20 protein-coding genes are annotated in these 21274 nt (G+C 35.4%); 8 read left to right on the plus strand and 12 right to left on the minus strand.

Annotated features, from left to right (window positions below; genetic code table 11):
• Positions 1-217 precede the first annotated feature (217 nt).
• Positions 218-568: a cobalamin-dependent protein gene (locus PQ963_01250; GenBank protein MEN4028297.1), complete on the minus strand. Its 351-nt coding sequence runs from the start codon at positions 566-568 to the stop codon at positions 218-220.
• Between the two features lie 424 nt (positions 569-992).
• Here PQ963_01250 and PQ963_01255 point away from each other — a divergent pair, with 424 nt between their 5' ends.
• Complete coding sequence (locus tag PQ963_01255) at positions 993-1133, plus strand: hypothetical protein (protein MEN4028298.1); 141 nt, start codon at positions 993-995, stop codon at positions 1131-1133.
• 97 nt (positions 1134-1230) lie between these two features.
• Here the strand turns inward: PQ963_01255 and pscS are convergent, their stop codons facing one another.
• From pscS to gatD, 4 genes are all read right to left on the minus strand, one after another.
• Positions 1231-2361: an O-phospho-L-seryl-tRNA:Cys-tRNA synthase gene (pscS, locus tag PQ963_01260; protein MEN4028299.1), complete on the minus strand. Its 1131-nt coding sequence runs from the start codon at positions 2359-2361 to the stop codon at positions 1231-1233.
• Positions 2362-2466: 105 nt separating this feature from the next.
• Entirely contained in the window at positions 2467-3387 is a 921-nt protein-coding gene (locus PQ963_01265) for an FAD-dependent oxidoreductase (protein ID MEN4028300.1), read from the minus strand.
• 51 nt (positions 3388-3438) lie between these two features.
• Complete coding sequence (gene gatE, locus PQ963_01270; protein MEN4028301.1) at positions 3439-5313, minus strand: Glu-tRNA(Gln) amidotransferase subunit GatE; 1875 nt, start codon at positions 5311-5313, stop codon at positions 3439-3441.
• Positions 5314-5317: 4 nt separating this feature from the next.
• Entirely contained in the window at positions 5318-6631 is a 1314-nt protein-coding gene (gatD, locus tag PQ963_01275) for a Glu-tRNA(Gln) amidotransferase subunit GatD (GenBank protein MEN4028302.1), read from the minus strand.
• Between the two features lie 96 nt (positions 6632-6727).
• Between gatD and PQ963_01280 the strand changes: the two genes are divergently transcribed.
• Positions 6728-7558 (plus strand): DUF2099 family protein, encoded by an 831-nt coding sequence (locus PQ963_01280; protein MEN4028303.1) that lies wholly within the window; start codon positions 6728-6730, stop codon positions 7556-7558.
• A gap of 1 nt (position 7559) precedes the next feature.
• Here PQ963_01280 and PQ963_01285 read toward each other — a convergent pair whose 3' ends face one another.
• A complete protein-coding gene (locus tag PQ963_01285) occupies positions 7560-7937 on the minus strand; it encodes a CBS domain-containing protein (GenBank protein ID MEN4028304.1) in 378 nt (125 codons plus the stop codon).
• A gap of 145 nt (positions 7938-8082) precedes the next feature.
• Here PQ963_01285 and thiC point away from each other — a divergent pair, with 145 nt between their 5' ends.
• The 4 genes from thiC to PQ963_01305 all read left to right on the plus strand — a co-directional run bounded on the left by thiC (position 8083) and on the right by PQ963_01305 (position 12672).
• Positions 8083-9357 carry a phosphomethylpyrimidine synthase gene (gene thiC, locus PQ963_01290; GenBank protein MEN4028305.1) on the plus strand — a complete coding sequence of 425 codons (1275 nt, stop codon included), beginning with the start codon at positions 8083-8085 and terminating at the stop codon, positions 9355-9357.
• Between the two features lie 577 nt (positions 9358-9934).
• Positions 9935-10639: a HEAT repeat domain-containing protein gene (locus PQ963_01295; protein MEN4028306.1), complete on the plus strand. Its 705-nt coding sequence runs from the start codon at positions 9935-9937 to the stop codon at positions 10637-10639.
• A gap of 143 nt (positions 10640-10782) precedes the next feature.
• On the plus strand, positions 10783-12033 hold the full coding sequence (gene ahcY / locus PQ963_01300; GenBank protein MEN4028307.1) for an adenosylhomocysteinase: 1251 nt from the start codon (positions 10783-10785) through the stop codon (positions 12031-12033).
• 27 nt (positions 12034-12060) lie between these two features.
• Positions 12061-12672: a DUF2119 domain-containing protein gene (locus PQ963_01305; GenBank protein MEN4028308.1), complete on the plus strand. Its 612-nt coding sequence runs from the start codon at positions 12061-12063 to the stop codon at positions 12670-12672.
• A 14-nt stretch (positions 12673-12686) separates the two neighbouring features.
• Here PQ963_01305 and fen read toward each other — a convergent pair whose 3' ends face one another.
• From fen to PQ963_01335, 6 genes are all read right to left on the minus strand, one after another.
• Entirely contained in the window at positions 12687-13676 is a 990-nt protein-coding gene (fen, locus tag PQ963_01310) for a flap endonuclease-1 (protein MEN4028309.1), read from the minus strand.
• 35 nt (positions 13677-13711) lie between these two features.
• Entirely contained in the window at positions 13712-14251 is a 540-nt protein-coding gene (locus PQ963_01315) for a chorismate lyase (GenBank protein ID MEN4028310.1), read from the minus strand.
• The gene (hacA, locus tag PQ963_01320) at positions 14248-15495 is read right to left on the minus strand and encodes a homoaconitase large subunit (GenBank protein MEN4028311.1); all 1248 of its coding nucleotides are present in this window, start codon (positions 15493-15495) and stop codon (positions 14248-14250) included. Before hacA ends, PQ963_01315 begins: the two co-directional genes overlap by 4 nt.
• A gap of 13 nt (positions 15496-15508) precedes the next feature.
• Positions 15509-16684: a homocitrate synthase family protein gene (locus PQ963_01325; GenBank protein MEN4028312.1), complete on the minus strand. Its 1176-nt coding sequence runs from the start codon at positions 16682-16684 to the stop codon at positions 15509-15511.
• A 101-nt stretch (positions 16685-16785) separates the two neighbouring features.
• Positions 16786-17337, minus strand: coding sequence for a class IV adenylate cyclase (gene cyaB / locus PQ963_01330; protein MEN4028313.1), 552 nt, complete (start codon positions 17335-17337; stop codon positions 16786-16788).
• Positions 17338-17408: 71 nt separating this feature from the next.
• Positions 17409-19967 (minus strand): ribonucleotide reductase N-terminal alpha domain-containing protein, encoded by a 2559-nt coding sequence (locus PQ963_01335; GenBank protein ID MEN4028314.1) that lies wholly within the window; start codon positions 19965-19967, stop codon positions 17409-17411.
• Here PQ963_01335 and PQ963_01340 point away from each other — a divergent pair.
• Both PQ963_01340 and PQ963_01345 read left to right on the plus strand, forming a co-directional pair.
• Positions 19945-20523 carry a hypothetical protein gene (locus PQ963_01340; GenBank protein MEN4028315.1) on the plus strand — a complete coding sequence of 193 codons (579 nt, stop codon included), beginning with the start codon at positions 19945-19947 and terminating at the stop codon, positions 20521-20523. The genes PQ963_01335 and PQ963_01340 overlap by 23 nt on opposite strands.
• 121 nt (positions 20524-20644) lie before the next feature.
• Positions 20645-20947 (plus strand): Hsp20/alpha crystallin family protein, encoded by a 303-nt coding sequence (locus PQ963_01345; GenBank protein ID MEN4028316.1) that lies wholly within the window; start codon positions 20645-20647, stop codon positions 20945-20947.
• Positions 20948-21274: the final 327 nt, after the last annotated feature.

The raw sequence follows: 21274 nt of genomic DNA on the forward strand, positions 1-21274 counted from the left end.
AGCGATATGGACAGCCTCTACTAGTAAACATGTAAGTGTCTGGCTGAATATCAAATAAATCTCGTGCAGGAAACGGAAGTTTATCCAGCGGATATATTAACTCTCGTTTATCTGTAGCCACGATTCTACCCTCACTGTTCCAATATATTATTCCTCTAACTTTGCCTAAATCATCCTGGACAAACTTTCGCTTTCTTGTAAATAACTCAAATAAATCTCATATGGTTTCTTCACCTTCACCTATAACTCCCACATCCATATCAGGCGTTAATGAAGAGGGTATCATTGAAATATGCACGCCTCCGCATATTACAGGTAGTTTATATTTTTTCGCTATTCTTGCATGTGTAATTGCTTTATTGTAGTTTTGACTTATCGAACTAATTCCAATAATATCTGGTTTAAAGCTCCTTATTTCTTGTTCTACATTATTATCTATGACTTTAAACTCAATTGCTCTCTCTCCAAAATGTTTTCTTAGACTACTGACGAGATATCCAATACCCAAAGGAGGGTGTATTTCATGCTCTTGGAAGGGATCAACTACAAAAAGGAATCTAATTTTCATACTATTCCTCTAACTAATAATACACAATTTATATAAACTTTTAGTAATATAAACTTTTTGTACAATGGGGCTGTCAAGAACTGAGGGTTGGATGTCAAAAAGTTGTTTCTGGTTTTGAATTTAGCTTTCACAACGTCTCTATCAAAAAAAAAAATAAATTTTTATTTAACTCCATTTTTAATCACAAATTTACTGAAACACTCAAAAATAATGATTTTAAACAGGAATAGAATTATTTGTTGGTCAATCATGAATTTTCAAAAACTCCCAAGTTTTCACAGAGTCTTAAAATATAATATTTTTTTGTTTTTAAGTGTTAAAAAAATTTAAGTTAAATCAGATAAAATACTGGTAATTAAGTTGATTAAAAAAATAATATCTAAATCCAGAATTTAAGGTTAATTTATAAATTAAGGTCGTTAACATGATTGAAAAAGAAAAAATTGAGGTCTGTTTCATCTGCCATAAAAAATTTGACATAAATAAAGACGATGAAAGTTATTACAGGCATGGAAAGTATCCTATATGTGCATACTGTGCTGAATTTTATGGATTTTACAGGTAAATATATTAAATCCGTTAAAATTCTATGAATTTTGCATGTGTTGAATCCATGATTTTGACAGTATCGGTTCTAATAACCTCATCTTCCATCAATAGATTTACATATTCACAATTTCTTTAAATGAATCTGCAATATAGTCTATCTGTTCCTCACTGAATCCATAGACACTGCATTTAAACCATTTAGTTTGACCACGTTTTATTCCAACAATGTTTCTCTTTTTAAGCTCTTCATAAAGGAAAAATCCCCTTCTTGGGTGTTTTTGTGCTATTTCATCGAAAACTGGAGTTTCAAACCTGACGAGGTCATGTTCCTTAGGCCGTGCCCCCACCTGTGTAATGCCTTCAATTTCTTCCATTTTCCTTACAAATCTACGTGTTTTTTGAACTTCCTCTCTCCAATGTTTGACTCTCTCTACAACGTGAGGAAGTGATGCCATTAAAGTTGCAACTGGTGCACCTCTACTTGTACATCCAAGCATCTCAATCTCTTTAACTGCATGTCTTTTAGATAATTTAAGCACACTTTTAGCATATTCTTCTTTCATTCCAATTACACCGATAGGCCCTGACGCCGCCATACTTTTATGACCGCTTCCAACCACAAAATCCATATTAAGTGCTTTAGCATCTATTGGAAGCCTTCCCATTGAATATGCACAGTTTAAAATTATAGGAACTCCCGCTTCCTGTGCAACTTTACCGGTTGCCTTTGCATCGGTAAGGTTACCGTAATTACCATCAACATGGGTAAGTAAAGCTAATTTTACATCTATTCCTTTATCAACTGCATTTTCAAGGGTTTCCTGATACTTTTCAGGCGTTATTTTATATTCTGGATGTCCGCTGTTTGGAACTTCAATCATTTCCAGCTTATTTCTCTCAACAGCAAGATGGGTTGTGTAATGGGCATTTCCATCCACAATTATGGTGTCACCGGGCTCACACAAAGCATGCATTATGGCAAATTTACTTTCTCTGGCTCCATGTGTGGTTCTTACCTCATCAACGTTAATGAATTTAGCCAGATCATCTAAAAATCCTGTTATTAAAGGGTTTGATATCTGATCGAGCCTTCCTGCACAGTAATCACAGACACTGTAGCCATCTGAATACTCCATCAGCGCTTTTCTTGCTTCTACTGGTAGTACTCCTCCACGCTGGAGAGGGTTTAAGTTTAAATTATCTCTTTCTGTGCTTCTTGTTAATGCGTAATCCTGGCATTTCATATGATTCACCATAGTTATTGGATTCTAATTTACTATTTGGGACTGTCATGCGGCTGGATGCGTTCCACTCACTTTTTAGGACAAAACCTTTTGAGGTGAAAAAGTTTACAGTCCCTTTTTCTGTAAATCTTCATATGCAGACAGTGCAGCCACTGCACCTTCCCCACAGGCCACCACCCACTGATTAACTCCGCCAGTGATATCCCCTGCAGCATATATTCCTGGCAGATTTGTTCTTTGACTTTTATCTGTGGTAATATAACCGCCTCTGCCCATTTCAACCCCAATATCATATGCTAAACTATTAGATGGTACTTCTCCAACTGCTATGAATATTCCATCTATATCATATTCTTTTTTGATATCTTTTTTTAAGTGGTGCAGTACTATCTTTTCTGCGAACTTGTCGCCTTTTATTTCATCTAAAACTGTGCTCCAGATTACTGGAATCCCCTTCTCCTTTAACTTTTCCTGTAAATATTTTTCTGCCCGGAGTTCATCTCTTCTGTGAACAATACCCACATAACAACCAATGGTATCAAGATACAGGGCTCCTTGAACTGCCGTATTTCCTCCACCCACTACTAAAATCCTTTTATCCATAAACAGGGGGCCATCGCAAATTGAACAATAAAATACTCCTTTTCCAAGAAATTCTGATTCTCCAGGCACGCCTAACTTTCTATGAGTGGTTCCAGTACATAATATAACTGTTTTAGCTTTATAATCCTTTTTTTGAGATGATACCAGTATCTGGCTATTATCGATGATCTCGAGTTTTTTAACTTCTTCAAGTTCATTGATTTTGGCATACTTTAATGCCTGTTTTTTGGTGTACTCTATAAGCTTCCTGCCAGGAATTAATTCAAAGCCAGGGTAATTCTCCATATTGGGAACCATCAGTGCTGCCCCTCCAATTATACTTTTTTCCAGGATCAATGTTTTTAATCCCTGTCTTCCAGCATAAATACCTGCTGTTAATCCTGCAGGTCCTGAACCAATAATAATAACATCATACTCATCCATTGTATCACCATAATACTTTATTGTCCAACCGGTTACTTGAATATTTCTTATTTAAGTCTTCCCTTTAATATTCTGTATTTTATCCTTCAAAAGTTTATTTACAAGCTTACCATCAGCCTTTCCTTTAAGTTTTTTCATGGCCATTCCCATGAGAGGTCCCATTGCCCCCATCCCCCGATTACTGATCATTTCCTTACCTGACTCCACAATCTCTGCAATTATCTTTTCCACATCCTCTGCAGACAGCATAATTAAATTAAGGCTTTCTGCTGCTTTTTGCGGCGAATTATCTTCTTTACATATATTTTCCATGATTTGTGGGAGGGCATCTTTTGAAATTTTACCTTCCACCAAAAGATTAAAAAGATCAATCATTACACTCTTATTCAATTTCTCTGTATCATACCCCTCTCTTTTTAATTCCTTTAAGGTGTAAGCAAGTGTTGATGCAAGTGTTGTGGAATCTGCATTTACCTGTTGCTTAATTTCTTCGAAACTATCTGCCCTATCATTTCTTACAAGCTGTGCTGCAAGGTCTTCGCTTAAACTGTACTCTTTAATTAGTCTTGCCTTCTTTTCTTCTGGAAGTTCAGGTAAATTAGCTTTAATATGCTCCAGTAAATCTTTAGATATGCTTTTTGCAGGAATATCAGTTTCAACGTACATCCTGCTTGCTGTAGGGAGAGGTCGCAGGTATTCAGTGTTTCCATCAGGAGTTGCTTTCCTTGTTTCTTCAGGTACTCCTCCTAAAGCTATTTTAGCTCTTCTTTGAACAACTTGCAGAGCATTAATCCCTTTTTCCTTATCATCTGCTATTAAAATAAACGCATCATTTAAATCTGCTCCTAAAAACTGGTTTAAAGCCTTAACTTCAGCCCCTGTAATCCCATATGCAGGTAGCTCGTCTGTATGGAAAAGACCTGATACTCCCATTTTTTTAGCATATCCTGCTAACTCTGTTCCAAATCTTCTTCCAGGTTGTATTTCCATTCCAATTAATCCTTTAAATCCTTTGAGTTTAACTGCAAAGACGCTTTCAGCTTTCTCTATGATCAAAGAACCTGAATTGCTTAAAACTCCTGCAACATCGTACAGTTTATCTTCAACTGATGCACATCTTTTAATCAGCTCATCTCTTATTTTTAAAAGGTTTATTTGCCTCATAACTTCATTATCAACCATTTCAGGTATTAGATCAAGGTCCTGAACCCCTTTTATCTCTACCCTTGCTCCTTCTTTTATGGAAATATTCAGATCCTGACGTATGGTTCCCAGTCCCCTTTTAACTTTGGTGCTTCTTAATACCTGGCCGATCTGGTAGGCTACATCTTTTACCTGTTCTGGATGTTTCATGGAAGGGTCTGTGGTTATTTCTACAAGTGGAATTCCAAGCCTGTCCAGTCTGAATGTAACCATGCCTTTTTCATGCCCTATACGTCTTGCAGCGTCTTCTTCAAGGCAAAGGTTTTCAATTACAACATCACCGTACTCTGTTTCAAGTATTCCGCAACTTGCAACAAGTCCTGTTCTTTGAAAACCTCCAGTGTTGCTTCCATCAATAACCTGTTTTCTCATGACGTGGAATTCGTCCACAACATGCATGTTAAGTAAGCTTGCAAGTATAAGAGATATTTCAAGTGCTTCCATGTTTAAAGGATGAGGCGGCTCTTCATCTGCCTCAACAAGGCATGTTTCGTGAGTATAAGCTTCATAAATAAAATTCAGTTTCCTTTTTGCTTCTTCAAAGGCAGCCCTGTCTATTTTTCCAAGTTCACTTTGAGTTGGTCTTAGATTCCTTAAAACTTTAAATTCGGGATTTTTACTGGTTAAATCACATTTACATGGGCAAAAAAGCTTTCTTTTAGTATTCAGTTGCTGGTGTACTTCAAGACCCATTTTAAGTCCAAGTTTTTCATAGTCAAGCATTAAATCACCGTAAAAAATATTTTAAAGACATTTTATCCTGAATTTCCCCTGCAATATTTGTCTGCATGATTTTTCGGGCGTCATCCATGTTATCTGTCTGTCCAAGAGTCCATATGAGCTTTACAAATGCAGTTTCAGGCAGCATATCTCCTGCAGAAATCACCCCGGCAGAGATGAGCTTCCTTCCAGTGCTGTAAACATGCATGTTTACCATCCCGTACAGACACTGGGATGCCATTACCACAGGAATTTTTTCATCCCCTGCACGCTCTATTGATGATATGATACCTTCTGGACAGTGCCCCAGACCAGTTCCCTCTAAAAGAATTCCTTTATATCCCTTATCAATATGATAATCAATTAATTCTCCGGATATCCCCGGATAGCTTTTAATAAATGCAACATTCGGTTCTATGGCATCTCGGTAGTTTACTTCGCCATCATTCCTTGTTCTGTATTTTAATTCTTTATCAAGGATTTTTAAATTTCCATTTTGAACCTTTGCAATAGGAGAAATGTTTATACTCCTGAAAGTGTCTCTTCTGGAGGTGTGCATCTTCCTTACCTTGGTACCTCTGTGTAAAAGGCCAGAATCGTCATTTTCTGTGGCGTGCATACAGACCATAACCTCTGCAATGTCGGATTTAGCTGCAGTTACTGAATTCATGAGATTTAAATATGCATCAGATGAAGGTCTGTCTGAGCTTCTTTGAGCTCCGGTAAGAACTACAGGCACAGGAGTATCCAGAATAAAACTTAAAGCTGCTGAGGTGTAATGCATGGTGTCTGTTCCATGTGCAACCACCACTCCATAGGCACCCTCATTTATTTCATCTGCAACAGAATGTGCCAGGTCAACCCAGTACTCAGGCCGCATGTTTTCACTTAGTATGTTAAAAACAGCCTTGCCCCGGATGTTTGCATGTTCAAGAAGCTCTGGATTGGCCCTTAAAAGGTCGTCTGCCGTGAATGCCGGGTGGACAGCACCAGTTTTATAATCAATTATTGAAGCAACAGTCCCTCCTGTGGATATAATAGATATATCATGTTTACCTGGATCCTTTTGAATTTCAAGGTGTTCTAATTTAATTTTTGGCTTTTCACCCTTTTCAAGAAGTTCTATTTTTGCATCCTGTATGTCCAGGCCCACATTATAACCATTTTTAAGCTTTAAAACCACATGAAATTCATCAGCATCTTCAGCCCTATCCAGAACCATTCCCTCATAATAAATATCATCTTTTGTAATTTTAACACTGTCTCCAATTGATATTCCTGCAGATTCTAAAAATTCCCTGGAAATTCCAATGTAAGTCATAAAATCACCGTTATTTGAATTCTCTAAAATAATGCATCAAAGTAATTATATCTTAAACTTTCCATATTATAAAATGATCAACTTCAAGGTGATTTTATGGACGAACATGTGATAGAGGCACTTGGAAAAACGAAAATCATAGTAAGAGAAGGAAAGGTTGCAGAAATTGGAGAGCCTAAGATCGAATACTGTCCCCTTTTTGATAAATACAGAGGAATTAAAGAAATTACGCCTGAAGCAGTGAAAAAAAATATTGAATTTCGAATTAAGGACTTTGGAATGTGTACTCCTCAAAGAACGCTCCAAATGAAGGATTTTTTATCCTTTGGAGTGTCAGAAACTCTGGGAACTCTTCTTGACGAAAATATGATTGACTGTGCAGTTATCGTTACCGAAGGGTGTGGCACAGTAATTTTAACTGAATCTGAGTTTGTTCAAGGCATGGCTGGTCGAATATCAGCTATTTTAAGTACATCGCCAATTACAGAAATCATAGATACAGTAGGGGTTCAAAATGTCCTTGATCCTGAAAACGCTGAAATTAACCAGGTTAAAGGGGTTTTAAAAGCCGTGGAGATGGATTACAAAAAGATAGCAGTTACGGTTATATCTGCAGAAGATGCAAAAAAGCTTAGAGATATTGAAAACGAATATGAAGGTGTTAATATTTATATATTCGCTGCTCATGTAAGTGAAATATCTAAAGAAGATGCAGAAGAACTATTTGAATGTGCAGACATTATAACAGGATGTGCATCTAAATATGTAAGAGAAGTAGGAGAAAATAGAGGGGTATTCAAGGCAGGCGCTTCCATACCCATTTATGGAGTAACCGAGACAGGAGAAAACTTTTTAAAAAGAAGAATTGAAAAAATTGGAGGACTAAAAGATAAAAAAGAAGCTAAAATACCATATCCTTTAATTTAGATTATTCCAGGCCAGCAAGAGCACGAATAAGGGAGCTTTGAGTTATAAGGCCCACCAGATTTCCATCTTCAACCACAGGAATCCGTTGATAGCCCTTATCTGCCATAACTTTAGTTATTTCAAGTACAGGAGTTTCTTTATTGACCACATAAAGGTTTTTACTCATTAAATCTCCCACTTTAAGTCCCAAAGCTTCTCCACCAGCTAAAAGGATGTCTCTATGAGTTATAATACCTATAAGTTTCTTATCATCAACTACTGGAAGCCCCCCTACATTACATCTCATCATTTTCAATTTAGCGGCGGCAATAAGGTCGTCTGGAGAAGTTATTTGAACTTCTTTTATCATTACGTCTTTAGCACTGAGCTTCCTGATCATGAATCTTATTTTATCTAAAGTTATATATTAATATAAATAATTGATCACCAGGTGACAGACTTAATTTATTTAAATTCTTATATTAACACAGAGAAAACAATTAATGAATTTGTTATCTATAATTTTTAATTACGAGGGATAAAAAGTGACTCAATTAGAATCCGCCAGAAAAGGTCAAATAACAGGCGAAATGGAAATAGTTGCCAGAACAGAAAATATTGACATTCAAAAGCTTATCAAAAGAGTAGCAAAGGGATATGTAGTTATTCCAAAGAATATAAAGGGTAAAAGCCTTCCAAAAGGCATTGGTAAAGGATTAACCACAAAAATAAATGCAAATATAGGATCATCATCAGAAATAGAGGATATGGAAACAGAAGTTCAAAAAGCGAAAATAGCCGTAGAATACGGTGCTGACGCAGTAATGGACTTGAGTACAGGCCCTAATCTAAAAGAAGTTCGTGAAAAGATCATGCGATCCATTGATGTTCCCATTGGAACTGTACCCATATATGAAGCTGCAGTAGACTCTTCAAAAGAAAAAGGCGCTGTTATAAATATGGATGAAGATGATATGTTCAATGCCATAATAAGTCAGGCAAAAGAAGGCGTTGATTTTATGACCATCCACAGCGGAATTACAAAAGACACCGTGGAAAAAGTAAAGAAATCTGAAAGGATCATGGGCATTGTAAGCCGTGGAGGAGCATTTTTAGCCGCATGGATACTTCAAAATAGAGAAGAAAATCCACTTTACAGAAACTATGATTATTTACTGGAAATAGCAAAAGAATACGATGTAACACTCAGTTTAGGCGATGGTTTAAGGCCGGGATGCCTTGCAGATGCCTCAGACATCCCCCAGATTCAGGAACTCATTACACTTGGCCAGCTTGTTGAAAAGGCCAGAGAAGCAGGAGTTCAGGTGATGGTAGAAGGTCCAGGACACGTTCCAATTGACCAGATTCAGGCCAACATGAAAATCCAAAAAACAGTCTGTAAAGGCGCTCCATTTTATGTTTTAGGTCCAATAGTAACTGATCTTGCTCCAGGATACGACCACATAACTTCTGCAATTGGTGGGGCCATAGCTGCCTCTTCAGGTGCTGATTTCCTCTGCTATGTTACTCCAAGAGAGCACCTCTCCATTCCTGATGTTGAAGCTGTAAAAGAAGGTGTTGTTGCATCTAAAATTGCTGCACAGGCTGCTGATGTTGCAAATGGAGTAAAAAGTGCCTGGAAAAATGAGCTTGAAATGGCTAAAGCCAGAAGATGTTTTGACTGGGAAAAACAGTTTGAACTGGCATTTGATCATGAAACACCACGCAAATACAGGGAAAGTAAAGCCATTCCCCGCGATATGTGCACCATGTGCGGCGAATTCTGCGCTTTAAGGATTGTAAGGGATAATTTGAGTTAAAATCCCTTATTTAAACACTATTTAGTCTATTTAAAGTCCAATTTTATAAAAAAGAAAATTTAAGCTGCAATTTCTATTTTATCAAATTATTATTGGTATTTTCTTCTTTTAGGACTTTCTTTCAATTCATAAACTTTCTTCATGTTTATTTATATCAGTTATCACCTGTAAAATACGTTGTTTTTATTACACATATGTAAATTTATCTCTATACCAATTCAGTCAATTAAAGCAAAAAATTTACTTCGTTATAGGGAACTATAACGAAGTTCATGATCTAACTTTAATGATTAAGACCCAAAGGTAGTTTAACGAAGTATTCTCTTTTTGATATCCAGATTCTAAAAGAGAATTATATTCATTTTCTCCTTAAATCACTTTATATTATTAATACTAAGTTATATGTTAGTAAAATTACTAAATAACAATATAAATGGTTTGTTAGATATATAAAGAAATACTGGAGCATTTGATTAAAACTGGATGTTTTAATAACCCTGATGTAAACAGATTAATATTTGTAGATATAAATCATTAATAGGATATAAAAAAATGTGTTAAATAACAGGGGATTAGCATGATTTTGGAGGAAGAACTGGAAAAAATGAGGGATGAAAAAGATATTAAAGGTTTAATCAGAGCTTTAAATGATGATGATCCTAAATCCCGAGAAAATGCAGCATATATTCTGGCAGATTTGGGTGATAAAAGTGCTGTTGATGCTTTATTGGGTGTTTTAAACGATGATAGCTGGCCTGTCCGTAAGGCTGCATCACTTGCTCTTGGAAGGATTAGAGATGAAAAAGCTGTAGAACATTTAATATGTCTTTTAAGGGATGACTACTGGCATGTGAGGGAAATAGCAGCAATGTCTCTTGGTTTAATAGGTGATAAACGCGCAGTTGAACCTATTATTCAGGCATTAAAAGATGGATGTCTAAACGTTAAATGTGAAGTTGTGGATGTTTTAGGAGATTTAGGTGATAAAAAGGCTGTAGAGCCGTTAATGGAAATATTAAATGAAAAGGATTACCTTTTAAGGGCATGTACTGTAAATTCTTTAGGTAAGCTCGGAGATGATAAGGCAATAGTGTCTCTGGCAAAAACATTAAACGACGAAAACTATTTTGTAAGGGTTCATGCAGCTAATGCTCTTGGAATGATTGGGAGTGAATCAGCACTTCCTTATCTTGAATCTTCCCTGGAAAATTCAAAAGGTGAATCCCAGGAATTCGAAAATGCTCTTAAAAATGCAATTGAAAAGATAAAAGCACGTAAATAATTTTTAACATTGATTTTTCCACTTCTAAGTAGTATTGAATAGTAATAAAGCTGTGGAGAAACTGTTTAATGGTATAAGTCTAAATAAAGAATTCTTAATGATTAAATACAGTTTAAACTTTTAAATTTAATTCAGGTGAAATAATGAGTAATGTAAAAGATATGTCACTTGCACCGGAAGGCAAAAAGAAAATAGAATGGGTACAAAGGCACATGCCTGTATTGGAACATATTAAAGTAGAATTTAAAAAGGAAAAGCCATTTAAAGGAATAACCATTGGATCATGCTTGCATCTTGAACCAAAAACAATTAATTTAGGGTTAACACTTCTTGCAGGTGGTGCAGAAGTAGCAATGACTGGATGTAACCCTTTATCTACTCAAGATGATGCTACAGCAGCAGGAGCTTCAATGGGACTTAATATGTATGGCTGGAGAGAAGAGACCAACAAAGAATATTATGAAAATATTAATCGCGTGCTTGACCATGAACCAGACATTATAATCGATGATGGGGCAGATATGATATTTCATTTACACAGGGAAAGGCCCGAACTACTTGAAAATATATTGGGGGCATGTGAAGAAACTACAACTGGAATTCACAGATTAAAAGCCATGGCAAAGGATAATGCGCTCAAATTTCCGGTTATCGCTGTAAATGATGCCTATACAAAGTATTTATTTGATAATAGATATGGGACCGGCCAGTCCACACTTGATGCTATAATGGGCGCAACCAACATCTTAATTGCAGGTAAAACATTTGTGGTTGGTGGATATGGATGGGGTGGTCGTGGAATAGCCATGAGGGCCCATGGGCTTGGTGCAAATGTTATTGTAACAGAAATAGATCCAGTAAGAGCGTTAGAAGCTAAACTTGATGGATTTAGAGTTATGAAAGTCCAGGACGCAGTTAAATATGCAGATATTTTGGTGACAGTCACCGGAAATGTGGATGTTGTAGCAGGAGACAGCTTTAAATACATGAAGGATGGGTGCATTCTTGCAAATTCAGGGCACTTTAATGTGGAGATAAACAGAAATGACCTTGATAAAATGGCTGTCAAACAAAAAAAGATAAAAGGAGACATAGAAGAGTTTGTCATGGAAGATGGAAGAAAGCTGTATCTTCTTGCTGAAGGAAGACTTGTTAATCTGGCATCCGAACGTGGTCAGGGACATCCAGCTGAAATTATGGACATGAGCTTTGCTCTTCAATCTCAATCTGCAAAATATTTACTTGAAAGCAAATTAGAAAATGATGTTTACGTGGTTCCAGAAGAAATAGATAGAAATGTGGCAGAACTTAAATTAAAGGCAATGAATATAGAAATTGACAGTTTAACAAGGAGACAAATCAATTATCTTGAAAACTGGGAAGAAGGAACCTGAATCTTCTCCCAAAACACATGATCCTGGATGACTTATTTTAAAGAAATTAAAAAGGGTGATGAGCCAGTACGCCTTTTTATGGGGGGCGTACATGGTAAAGAGGGACTTACAACTATAGAAGCCCTCTCTCAGATTTCTAAGGAGGATGTAAAGAGCGGCAGCCTCACAATCTACAATTTCGATGAAAGCCAGTATGTAAGTACCATTGACAGGCATTATTATAATACAGAACTTGGAAGAAAGATTATAACCATAATCAGGGATTTGAAACCAGAAATGTATGTGGAATTACACTGTTATAACTCCAACAGCTTTGAAAAATTAACAGATTTAAATAGAAAGGAACGAACAGGAGTCCCGCCGCTTATACATCTTGAAAAAGGAGTTTTAATTGGATCAATATCGCCTTATATCAGGACTTCTCTTTTTAAAGAGTGGGATGTTTGTATAACGCTTGAAATTCCCTGTAAACCAGCAAAAGAATCTATGGATGTTTATTTAAAGGTAATTAAAGCAGTTGCAACATCAAATGATAAACATGAACTGCTGGATAAATTGCGGGCTGATTATCCTAAACAGGTTGAAACAGCTGCCAGATATGCTGTGGAGCTTTATTGGGATAATTATCCTCCTCTATAAAAACCATTGGAAACCTAACCAAACCATTGTTCAAGGCTTTTTTGAGCAGGGTTCAACTTTTTAAGCTTATCCAGTGCTCCCTCAACACGATCAACTGAAAAATCATGTTTTTTGCATAAAAAATCAATTACTCCTTCTTTATCTACCTTTTTCCATCTGATTTCATAATCTTCAATGAAATCATGGTCTAAAAAGATATCTCTAACTTCCCTGGGATCAACATCCATTTCAGTTTTAAGATGATCTAAAACACTGTAAACATCGCCATGTTTTTTAATTAAATTCCGTCCTTTTTTAGGTCCAATTCCCTTTATTCCCTCATTAAAATCAGTCCCAACAAGGATTGCAACATCAATTAGCTGTTTACGTGTTAGTCCGTTATTTTCTAAAACTTCTTTGAGGTAAATCATCTCTAAACGATATCTTTGGCCACGTGCAGCCAGGTTCTTGAGCATTCTCGGTGCACCGAAGAGTAGACAGTCATAATCCTGTGAAGCAACGCACCATGCATCTCCTTTACATACCATATATGATGCCTGGGCTTCTCCTTCAGATTTAGCCAGAATATAGGGAATTCCCATTAATTCAAGCAGGTTTTTGGATCCTTCAATGATTTCTGCAGATATTCTGGATGATCGAACTGCAAATTTACGTGCATCTTCAATTCTCCCCTCTTCAATGGCTTCCTTCCATTTTAATTCAGCTTCTTCCCTTATCTGCCGTCTTTCAGTCTGAGTGTTCTTTTTTAAAAGGTGAGGTTTTCCATCGAAAATATAGACGGGTTTAATTCCCTTATCAACAAGTGATGAAGTCCTGTAAAGAATGCCGCTTAAGTGAGAGGTGATGTTTCCCTCGTGATCCATTAAAGGTGTTCCGTCAGCCTGTCTTATACTTGATAAAAACTGATAAATCGTATTTGAAGCATCTAACGCCACAATTTTACCCTTTAAATCGTTTAGCTTTATTTCATGAGAAGATACGATGTCTTTGAACTTCAATCCCATTTTTATCACCGGCTATAGGTATATGTGGATTAACTTTATTCTCTAAACAAACTATAGGGAAATGTTTCTTTTATCCTGATTAAAACTTCTCTCTGGTAGATTATATTGTAGCATCGTGTAAGCATTATTGAATCTGTATTGAATATTTTTTTAAGTTCGTCATCAGGCTTAAAAGCACCAATATGTGTTATTTCCCTTCTTGATTCAATGTTGTATTTCTTCAAAATTCGGCCAATTGGAATATCTGCCTTTAAAAGGTCTTCTTTAAAGTTATTATCAAGTTTTTTAACTGGAGTTAATGATATGGCATGTATAAGTGGCTCTTCAAACTTACTACTCATAATAACGGCCCTGTAATTAATAATATCTCCTTTTTTGATTCCTAAATCTCTGGTAGACTCATCATCTGATTCTCGAAATTCCTGAATAAGTGTATTGACCTTAATATGCCCTTTAAGGACGTCAAGTATTGTTGTTACTGATCCATCAGTTGCAAGAAGTATCTTTTGAGCACTGGAAAGATTACCAATTTTTTTTTCTAATTCGTTTATTTTTTCCATTACATTTATGTTCATATTCCCTCCTGTGGATTTCGTATTTCACCCATTATTGCAGAATATGCGGTAACTGCTGGATTTGCAAGATATAAAAAGGATTCTGGATCTCCCATTCTACCAACGAAGTTCCTGTTTGTAGTGGCAATACATACTTCATCGGTTCCTAAAACACCCATATGTGCTCCAAGGCATGGTCCGCATCCAGGATTACATATTATGGCTCCAGCATCTACAATGGTTTCAATAATTCCTTCCCTCAGTGCATCAGAGTATATTTCAGCTGATGCAGGAACTACGATCAACCTGACATCTTCATGAACTTTATTTCCCTTTAAAACTTCTGCTGCGTCTTTTAAATCCTCAAGACGCCCATTTGTACAGGACCCAATGAATGCCTGATCTATTGATGTTCCTTCAATCCTGGAAATTCCCACAACATTATCTACGTTGTGTGGACACGCTATTTGAGGTTCCATACCTGTTACATCAAAGAAATAATCTTTAAAGTAATTTGCATCCTTATCTGACTTTACAACTTTAAAATCAGTAACTCCTCTATTTTCCAGGTAGTCAAGCGTGTTTTTGTTTGGCTCCATTATCCCATTTTTAGCGCCAAGTTCAATGGCCATGTTGCAGATGGTCATTCTCCCTGAAACATCCATTGAATCTATTGTTTCGCCGTGAAATTCTAGAGTTCTGTAATTTGCACCTGAAGCACCTATTTCTCCAGCTATATTTAAAATAATGTCTTTAGCTCTTACATATTTATCTAAATCACCGTTTACATTTATTTTTAATGTTTCAGGAACCATAAACCATGTTTTGCCGGTTGCATATACCATCGCAATGTCTGTTGCACCCATTCCTGTTGCAAATGCTCCAAAAGCGCCGTAAGTGCAGGTGTGAGAATCTGCACCTACTACAACACTTCCAGGTTTAATGTATCCTTTTTCTGGAAGCACCTGATGACATATTCCTTCGCCATGAGTGTATATGTTTTTTATTTTCTGTTCTTTTGCAAATTTCCTTGCTATTTTTTGAAATTCTGCAGAACCTATATTATTTGCAGGAATGTTGTGATCAAAAACAATGACGATTTTTTCAGGATCCCAGACCTTGTCTGCAATTTTACTGAAGATTTTTATGGTGGGTGGTGATGTTCCATCATGTGTCATCGCTAAATCTACATCAGCTTCAATGATTTCTCCAGGATGTACTTCTTTTTTGGAAGCCCGTGAGAGGATTTTTTCTGTGATATTCATCTAAATCAAACCCTTATAAATCTGCAAGTCCACGTACAGATCTTACGATCTGGTTAAAGAGCTTGTCGTTAATATATTTGCCCTTTTCCCTGCTTATTTTAATTTGTTCAACGATTTTGCATAATTCGTCCTTTGTAACTTCTATTCCACATTCATCAAGTTTTGCTTTAACTGCCCTGCATCCAGAATGCTTTCCAAGAACTATTTTTCTGTGGTGTCCGATCATTTCGGGTAAGAATGGTTCGTAGGTTAGTGGTTCCTCAATTACAGCATCTACATGAATTCCAGATTCATGTCTGAACACATTTCTACCAACAATTGGTTTATTGTCAGGAACCTTAACGTTTGTAAGTTCCTCCACAATTTTAGAAAGTTCATAGATGTGTTCAATGTTAAATCCTAAATCAATATTATAAATTATCTTTAAAGCCATTACAATCTCTTCCAGGGAGGTATTTCCAGCCCTTTCTCCAATTCCGTTTACAGTGGTTGATACTGCTGTTGCACCTGCAAGAAGCCCTGAAATTGAGTTTGATAGAGCCATTCCAAAGTCGTTATGACAGTGCATTGCTATTTCCGTTGATATGTCTTTTCTTAATTCCCTCACAAGGTAATCTGCTCCTTGAGGGCTAATTGCACCTACTGTATCAGCTATATGTACTCTGTCAGCACCGTAATCTTCTGCTTTTTTATAAATTTCCTTTAAAAAGTTTATATCTGTTCGGGTAGCATCTTCCGCCGAAAATGCCACAAAAATGCCGTGGTCCTTGGCATACTCAATGGATTTCATGCAGATATTTAAAGCTTCTTCTTTAGTTATTTTGAGCTTATGCTTCAGGTGAAGGTCAGACGTTGCCATGAAAGTTATTATACCGTCAACACCACAATCAATGGCAGTTTCAATATCTTCCTTTTTTGTTCTGGATAAAACCAGTATTTCAGCATTTAAATCTTCATTTACAATAGCTTTAACTGACCTCTTTTCTTCATTGGAAACAATGGGAAACCCTGCCTCTATTTGATGTATTCCAAGTTCATCAAGCTTTCTTGCTATTTTTAACTTTTCTGGGGTCCTTAAACATACTCCAGGAGTCTGTTCTCCGTCTCTCATGGTTGTGTCGTATATGGTTATATTTCTCGGAAACTTTAAATCAAAAGAATTGTTAAAAGGACTTACAAAATATTTCAAACTGATTCCACCCTGCTTTTTTTAAGTTTTAATTATTTTAGTTTATATTCATTTAATAGTATAAATTTAACATTCAAATTATATGGTTTTACAGGATGTGATCAATCTTTATAAACGCCCATCAGTTCCAGATAGGACTTCCGTTCAAATCCGCTTTCGATACCTAATTTTTTGTATAACCTGAAAATTTCCTCAAGGGCATCTTTAAAATCTTCTCCTTCTTCAATGTCCCTTTCTATTTCTACAAATTTTCCAACTTCAAGCACATGATCCAGTGATATTACATATTCATTGAATAGATAGGTAGTCCTTTCTTTTTGAACATCAGCTACAGCTTTAAATCCAAGATTTTCTAAAATTGAACCCATTAGTTTGGAATCTTTGACATTAACTTCTATTTCTTTACGTGTTTTACTCACTTTGTCTATTTTAGCGCCCTTATAGGTAAGAATTATTTCAGAGTCTCCATTGTTAATGGTGGTTTTTCGTATTCTCAATGCTTCATCAGTTTTTTTGAAATCTCTTAATAATGGATTGTTGAAATATGTATCAATCTGGTGCTCTGTTTTACTTTTTATTGCATTAATTTCGTTTAATTTAGATTCAACTTCATTGAAACTGTTAACATTAGCTTTAACTTCTACTTCTATCATTTAATCGCCTTTAATTAAATTATTGACTGTATTTAGCATTATAATCTATTATGGGATTTTATGTAATCATATCAATAGGGACAGTTAAATGAGGGGCATCCTCCAGAATATTCTGAACCTGCGCTTAAATATTTTTTATTATTTAAATACAGAACCTGTTTTCTTTTGCTCCCATATCGATACACAGTAATTCCTTTACATTTAAGTTTATAGGCAAGTAAAATAATTTCTTTTACATCATCAGGGCTTGCATCTGGTGGCAGGTTCACTGTTTTTGAAACAGCATTATCTGCATGCTTTTGAAAGGTAGCCTGCATCTTTATGTGCCACTTTGGTTCTATATCGTGTGCTGTTACAAATATTTCTTTTATGTCATCATCGATTTCATTAATATCTTGAATACTGCCTTTTTTAGCGATTTTAGCCATTAATTCCTTGCTATAAAATCCTTTATTTTTTGCTAGATCTTTAAAAAGCTTATTAACCTCCAGTAACTTTTCGCCTTCCATCACATCACGAACAAAGGAAACAGCAAAGAGAGGTTCAATTCCACTTGTTACGCCTGCAATCATGCTTATAGTGCCTGTGGGGGCAATAGTAGTTACTGTTGCATTTCTCATTGTAGATATACCTTCTTTATCGTATTTACTTCCTTTGAAATTTGGAAAAGAGCCTCTTCTCTTTCCAAATTTGACAGAGGCTTCTTTAGCATGAAAATTAATAAATTCCATTATTTTTTCTGCTGTATCAAGTGCATCCTGGGAATCATAAGGAATTCCAAGCATTATAAGCATTTCTGCAAATCCCATAACTCCCAAACCAATTTTCCGGTTTTTAAGGGTTTCAGTTTCTATTTTTTGGAGGGGAAAACTGTTAATATCAATTACATTATCTAAAAAGTGCACCGCAGTTTTAACAGTTCTTTTTAACTTATCAAAATCAATTTTATTATTTTTAACCATTTTTACAAGATTAATAGAGCCTAAATTGCATGATTCATAATTAAAAAGGGGTTGTTCACCGCAATTATGGATATAAAATCCATTTGCATCAAATGCATTGATTCCCGGAATTTGGATGTCGTAAACTTCCTCTATGCAATCTGGAACTATTTTATCTACAGTTGCAGTAAAACATCCGGGCTTCATTTTTCTTTTACAGCTATTTATAACTCTATTAAGCCTCTCTGATTTATCCGGATCATCAAAACCAATTAGATCATGGAAATAGAACATATTTTCATCGGATATTATGATTTCATGCTGTGAAATTCTTGAGATTATTCCAAATCTTAAAAGCATACGCTGAATTGATTTAAGAATTTCAGGATCATTTTGAAATCTTATGCTGACTCCTTCAATTCCACTTTCATCCAGAGAACCATCTGCATCAAATAATCCTTTAATCAGGCCCTTACAAAACCTGGAAGATGATTTCTCCATCTTTTCGGGGACTGTTTTTCTTCCAGATAAACCGATTAAATACCCTTCTTTTTCGCTGAACTCTCCCATCCAACCATTAAAATTTCTATGATTGTTTAAAACAATCTTATCTCCATTTTTAAGATTTTTAACCATTTCCCATTCAGTTTTCATCCTGTACTTTGTTAATCCATTCACTTTCAAGACCTTATGATCCTCGGTGAGGCGTAACTTGAAACCTTCTTTTGTTTTTAATTTATAAACAGGTTTTTTTCCAGTCGAAAAAAACCCTGATGCATTCCATTTTTCACCATTCAAAATAGCAGTAAAACCTCTGTCAATTAGTTCTTTGACCTGTCGTGGACCTTTTTCAGTCATTATCCATGTATCTGAAGTAACGCAGGGATTTGTAGCCTGGATTTTACCTGCATAAGGGACTGTGTTTTTTCTGTTTATTTCATCCTGGAATATAATTCCAGGATCTCCGCATTTCCACGCAGTTCTGGCTATCAGTTCAAATACATCATGGGCACGTAGTTTTTTTACAGTGTTTCCATTTCTTGGGTTTATTAACCTGTATTTCTCATCATTTTCTACTTTTTTCATAAATTCATCACTGACTGCTACAGAAAGGTTAAAATTATTTAAAACACCTTCCTGTTCCTTTACAGTAATAAACTCAATTATATCGGGATGATTGACATCCAGTATCCCCATATTTGCGCCTCTTCTTCTTCCTCCCTGTTTTATAACATCTGTTGCAACATCAAAAATCCGCATAAATGATACTGGCCCTGAAGCCACACCTTTTGTTGATTTTACAATATCTCCTTTTGGCCTAAGATTTGAAAATGAAAATCCCACGCCTCCACCTGATTTATGGATAATTGCCATGTTTTTAAGGGCGTTGAATATTCCCTCTATCGAGTCCTCTACAGGCAGGACAAAACATGCTGAAAGCTGGTTAATAGGAGTACCAGCATTCATAAGGGTTGGAGAATTAGGGAGAAATTCAAGTCTGGACATTACACCATAAAAGTCTTCTTCTGTTTTGTCCACATCAGCGTCTTTATATAAGTTATCTGCACTGGATACAGCATTTGAAACTCTTTTAAACATATATTCAGGCGTTTCAATCACTTTACCTTCTTCATCTTTAAGTAAATATCTTTTTTGAAGAATTTTCATGGTATTTAATGAAAATTTCAATTTATCATCCATTTCAGCTGATTGGGAGAACTTAATTTTTTACTCCTCCTTACCTCTTCAGTTAAAAATAAGTTATCTAAATGCAATCTTATTATATATGATTACCATTACTAAAAAAGAGAATATAGTTTTAAATCAAATTAAATATTTTCAATCAGAATACTGCAATGGTGTTCCTTATAATATTTTAAAATTAGATTCAAATTTATCTGAAATTGATTTAAGAGATATTCTTGGGAATTTAGAGAATAAAGATCTTATTTCTAAATCTGACGATTATATACTTACAAAAGGAACAGAATCTAAAATTAATGTTGTTGATTCACAGGCAGAAGTATTAAAAGAAGATTTAAACCAAACTGGAAAAAAAGCATTTGAAATAATTAAAAATAAGTCAAAAAATGGGCTTATTTCAAGATATGTTTTAGAGGGAAATCTTCTTTATGGCGATTTGAAACTCAGCAACATTCAAATGTATCATTTGATTATTGAACTTGAAAACAAAGGCCTGATTAAAAAAATACAGATGAAAGATGGTGAATATTATTCTTTGTAACTATATTATGTCTCTATATTATTTAATAAGGATGTATAACCCGTTTTTTGATTTAAAGAGTAGCAATGATTATAAAAATATTTAAATACTTGTTTTAATAAAAGTAATATCTGGTGATTTTATGGTTGAAGAAGAAAAGCAAAAAATTCCTGTGTCTCCTGCAGCATTTATTTATCATACTGAAGATGAATACATCATGGAAATAGAGCTTCCAGGAGTAAATAAAGATGAAATTGATGTTAAAATAACAGAAAATACCTTTTGTGTTCGTGCACCAAGAAAAAACATGGAATATACTGGCTGCTGGGTTTTGGCCCACGAATTCAATGCTGATAAAAGCAGTGCATCCTTTGAAAATGGTCTTTTAACTGTTAGAGTTCCTATTGTAGAATCAAAAGAAAGTAAAAAAGTTCCAGTAGACTAAACCGTCGAACAGTTTCAAAAGCTCTGCTTTTTGATGCATTCGAAAATCAAAGATTTATTTAAAGGAATTAAAATCTAAGTCCAGGAACAGGGATTAAATTCAGAGGGAAGGATGTACATAAAACTATAACTCCAGTTATAAGTGCTCCCGATTTCATTATGGCCCCAAACAGATTAAATATTATTTTTAGCTATGGTCAGGGATTATATCTCATTTTAAGAAGCAATGTTAATATAATACCTGTAATTAAACCAACTGCAACCTCTTTCCAGTCAATTTTCTTTAAATCCATAGTTATAAATTTATGGTTTTTCTATAAATAATTTG

The organism is Methanobacterium sp., from assembly GCA_039666455.1.
GTDB lineage: Archaea > Methanobacteriota > Methanobacteria > Methanobacteriales > Methanobacteriaceae > Methanobacterium_D.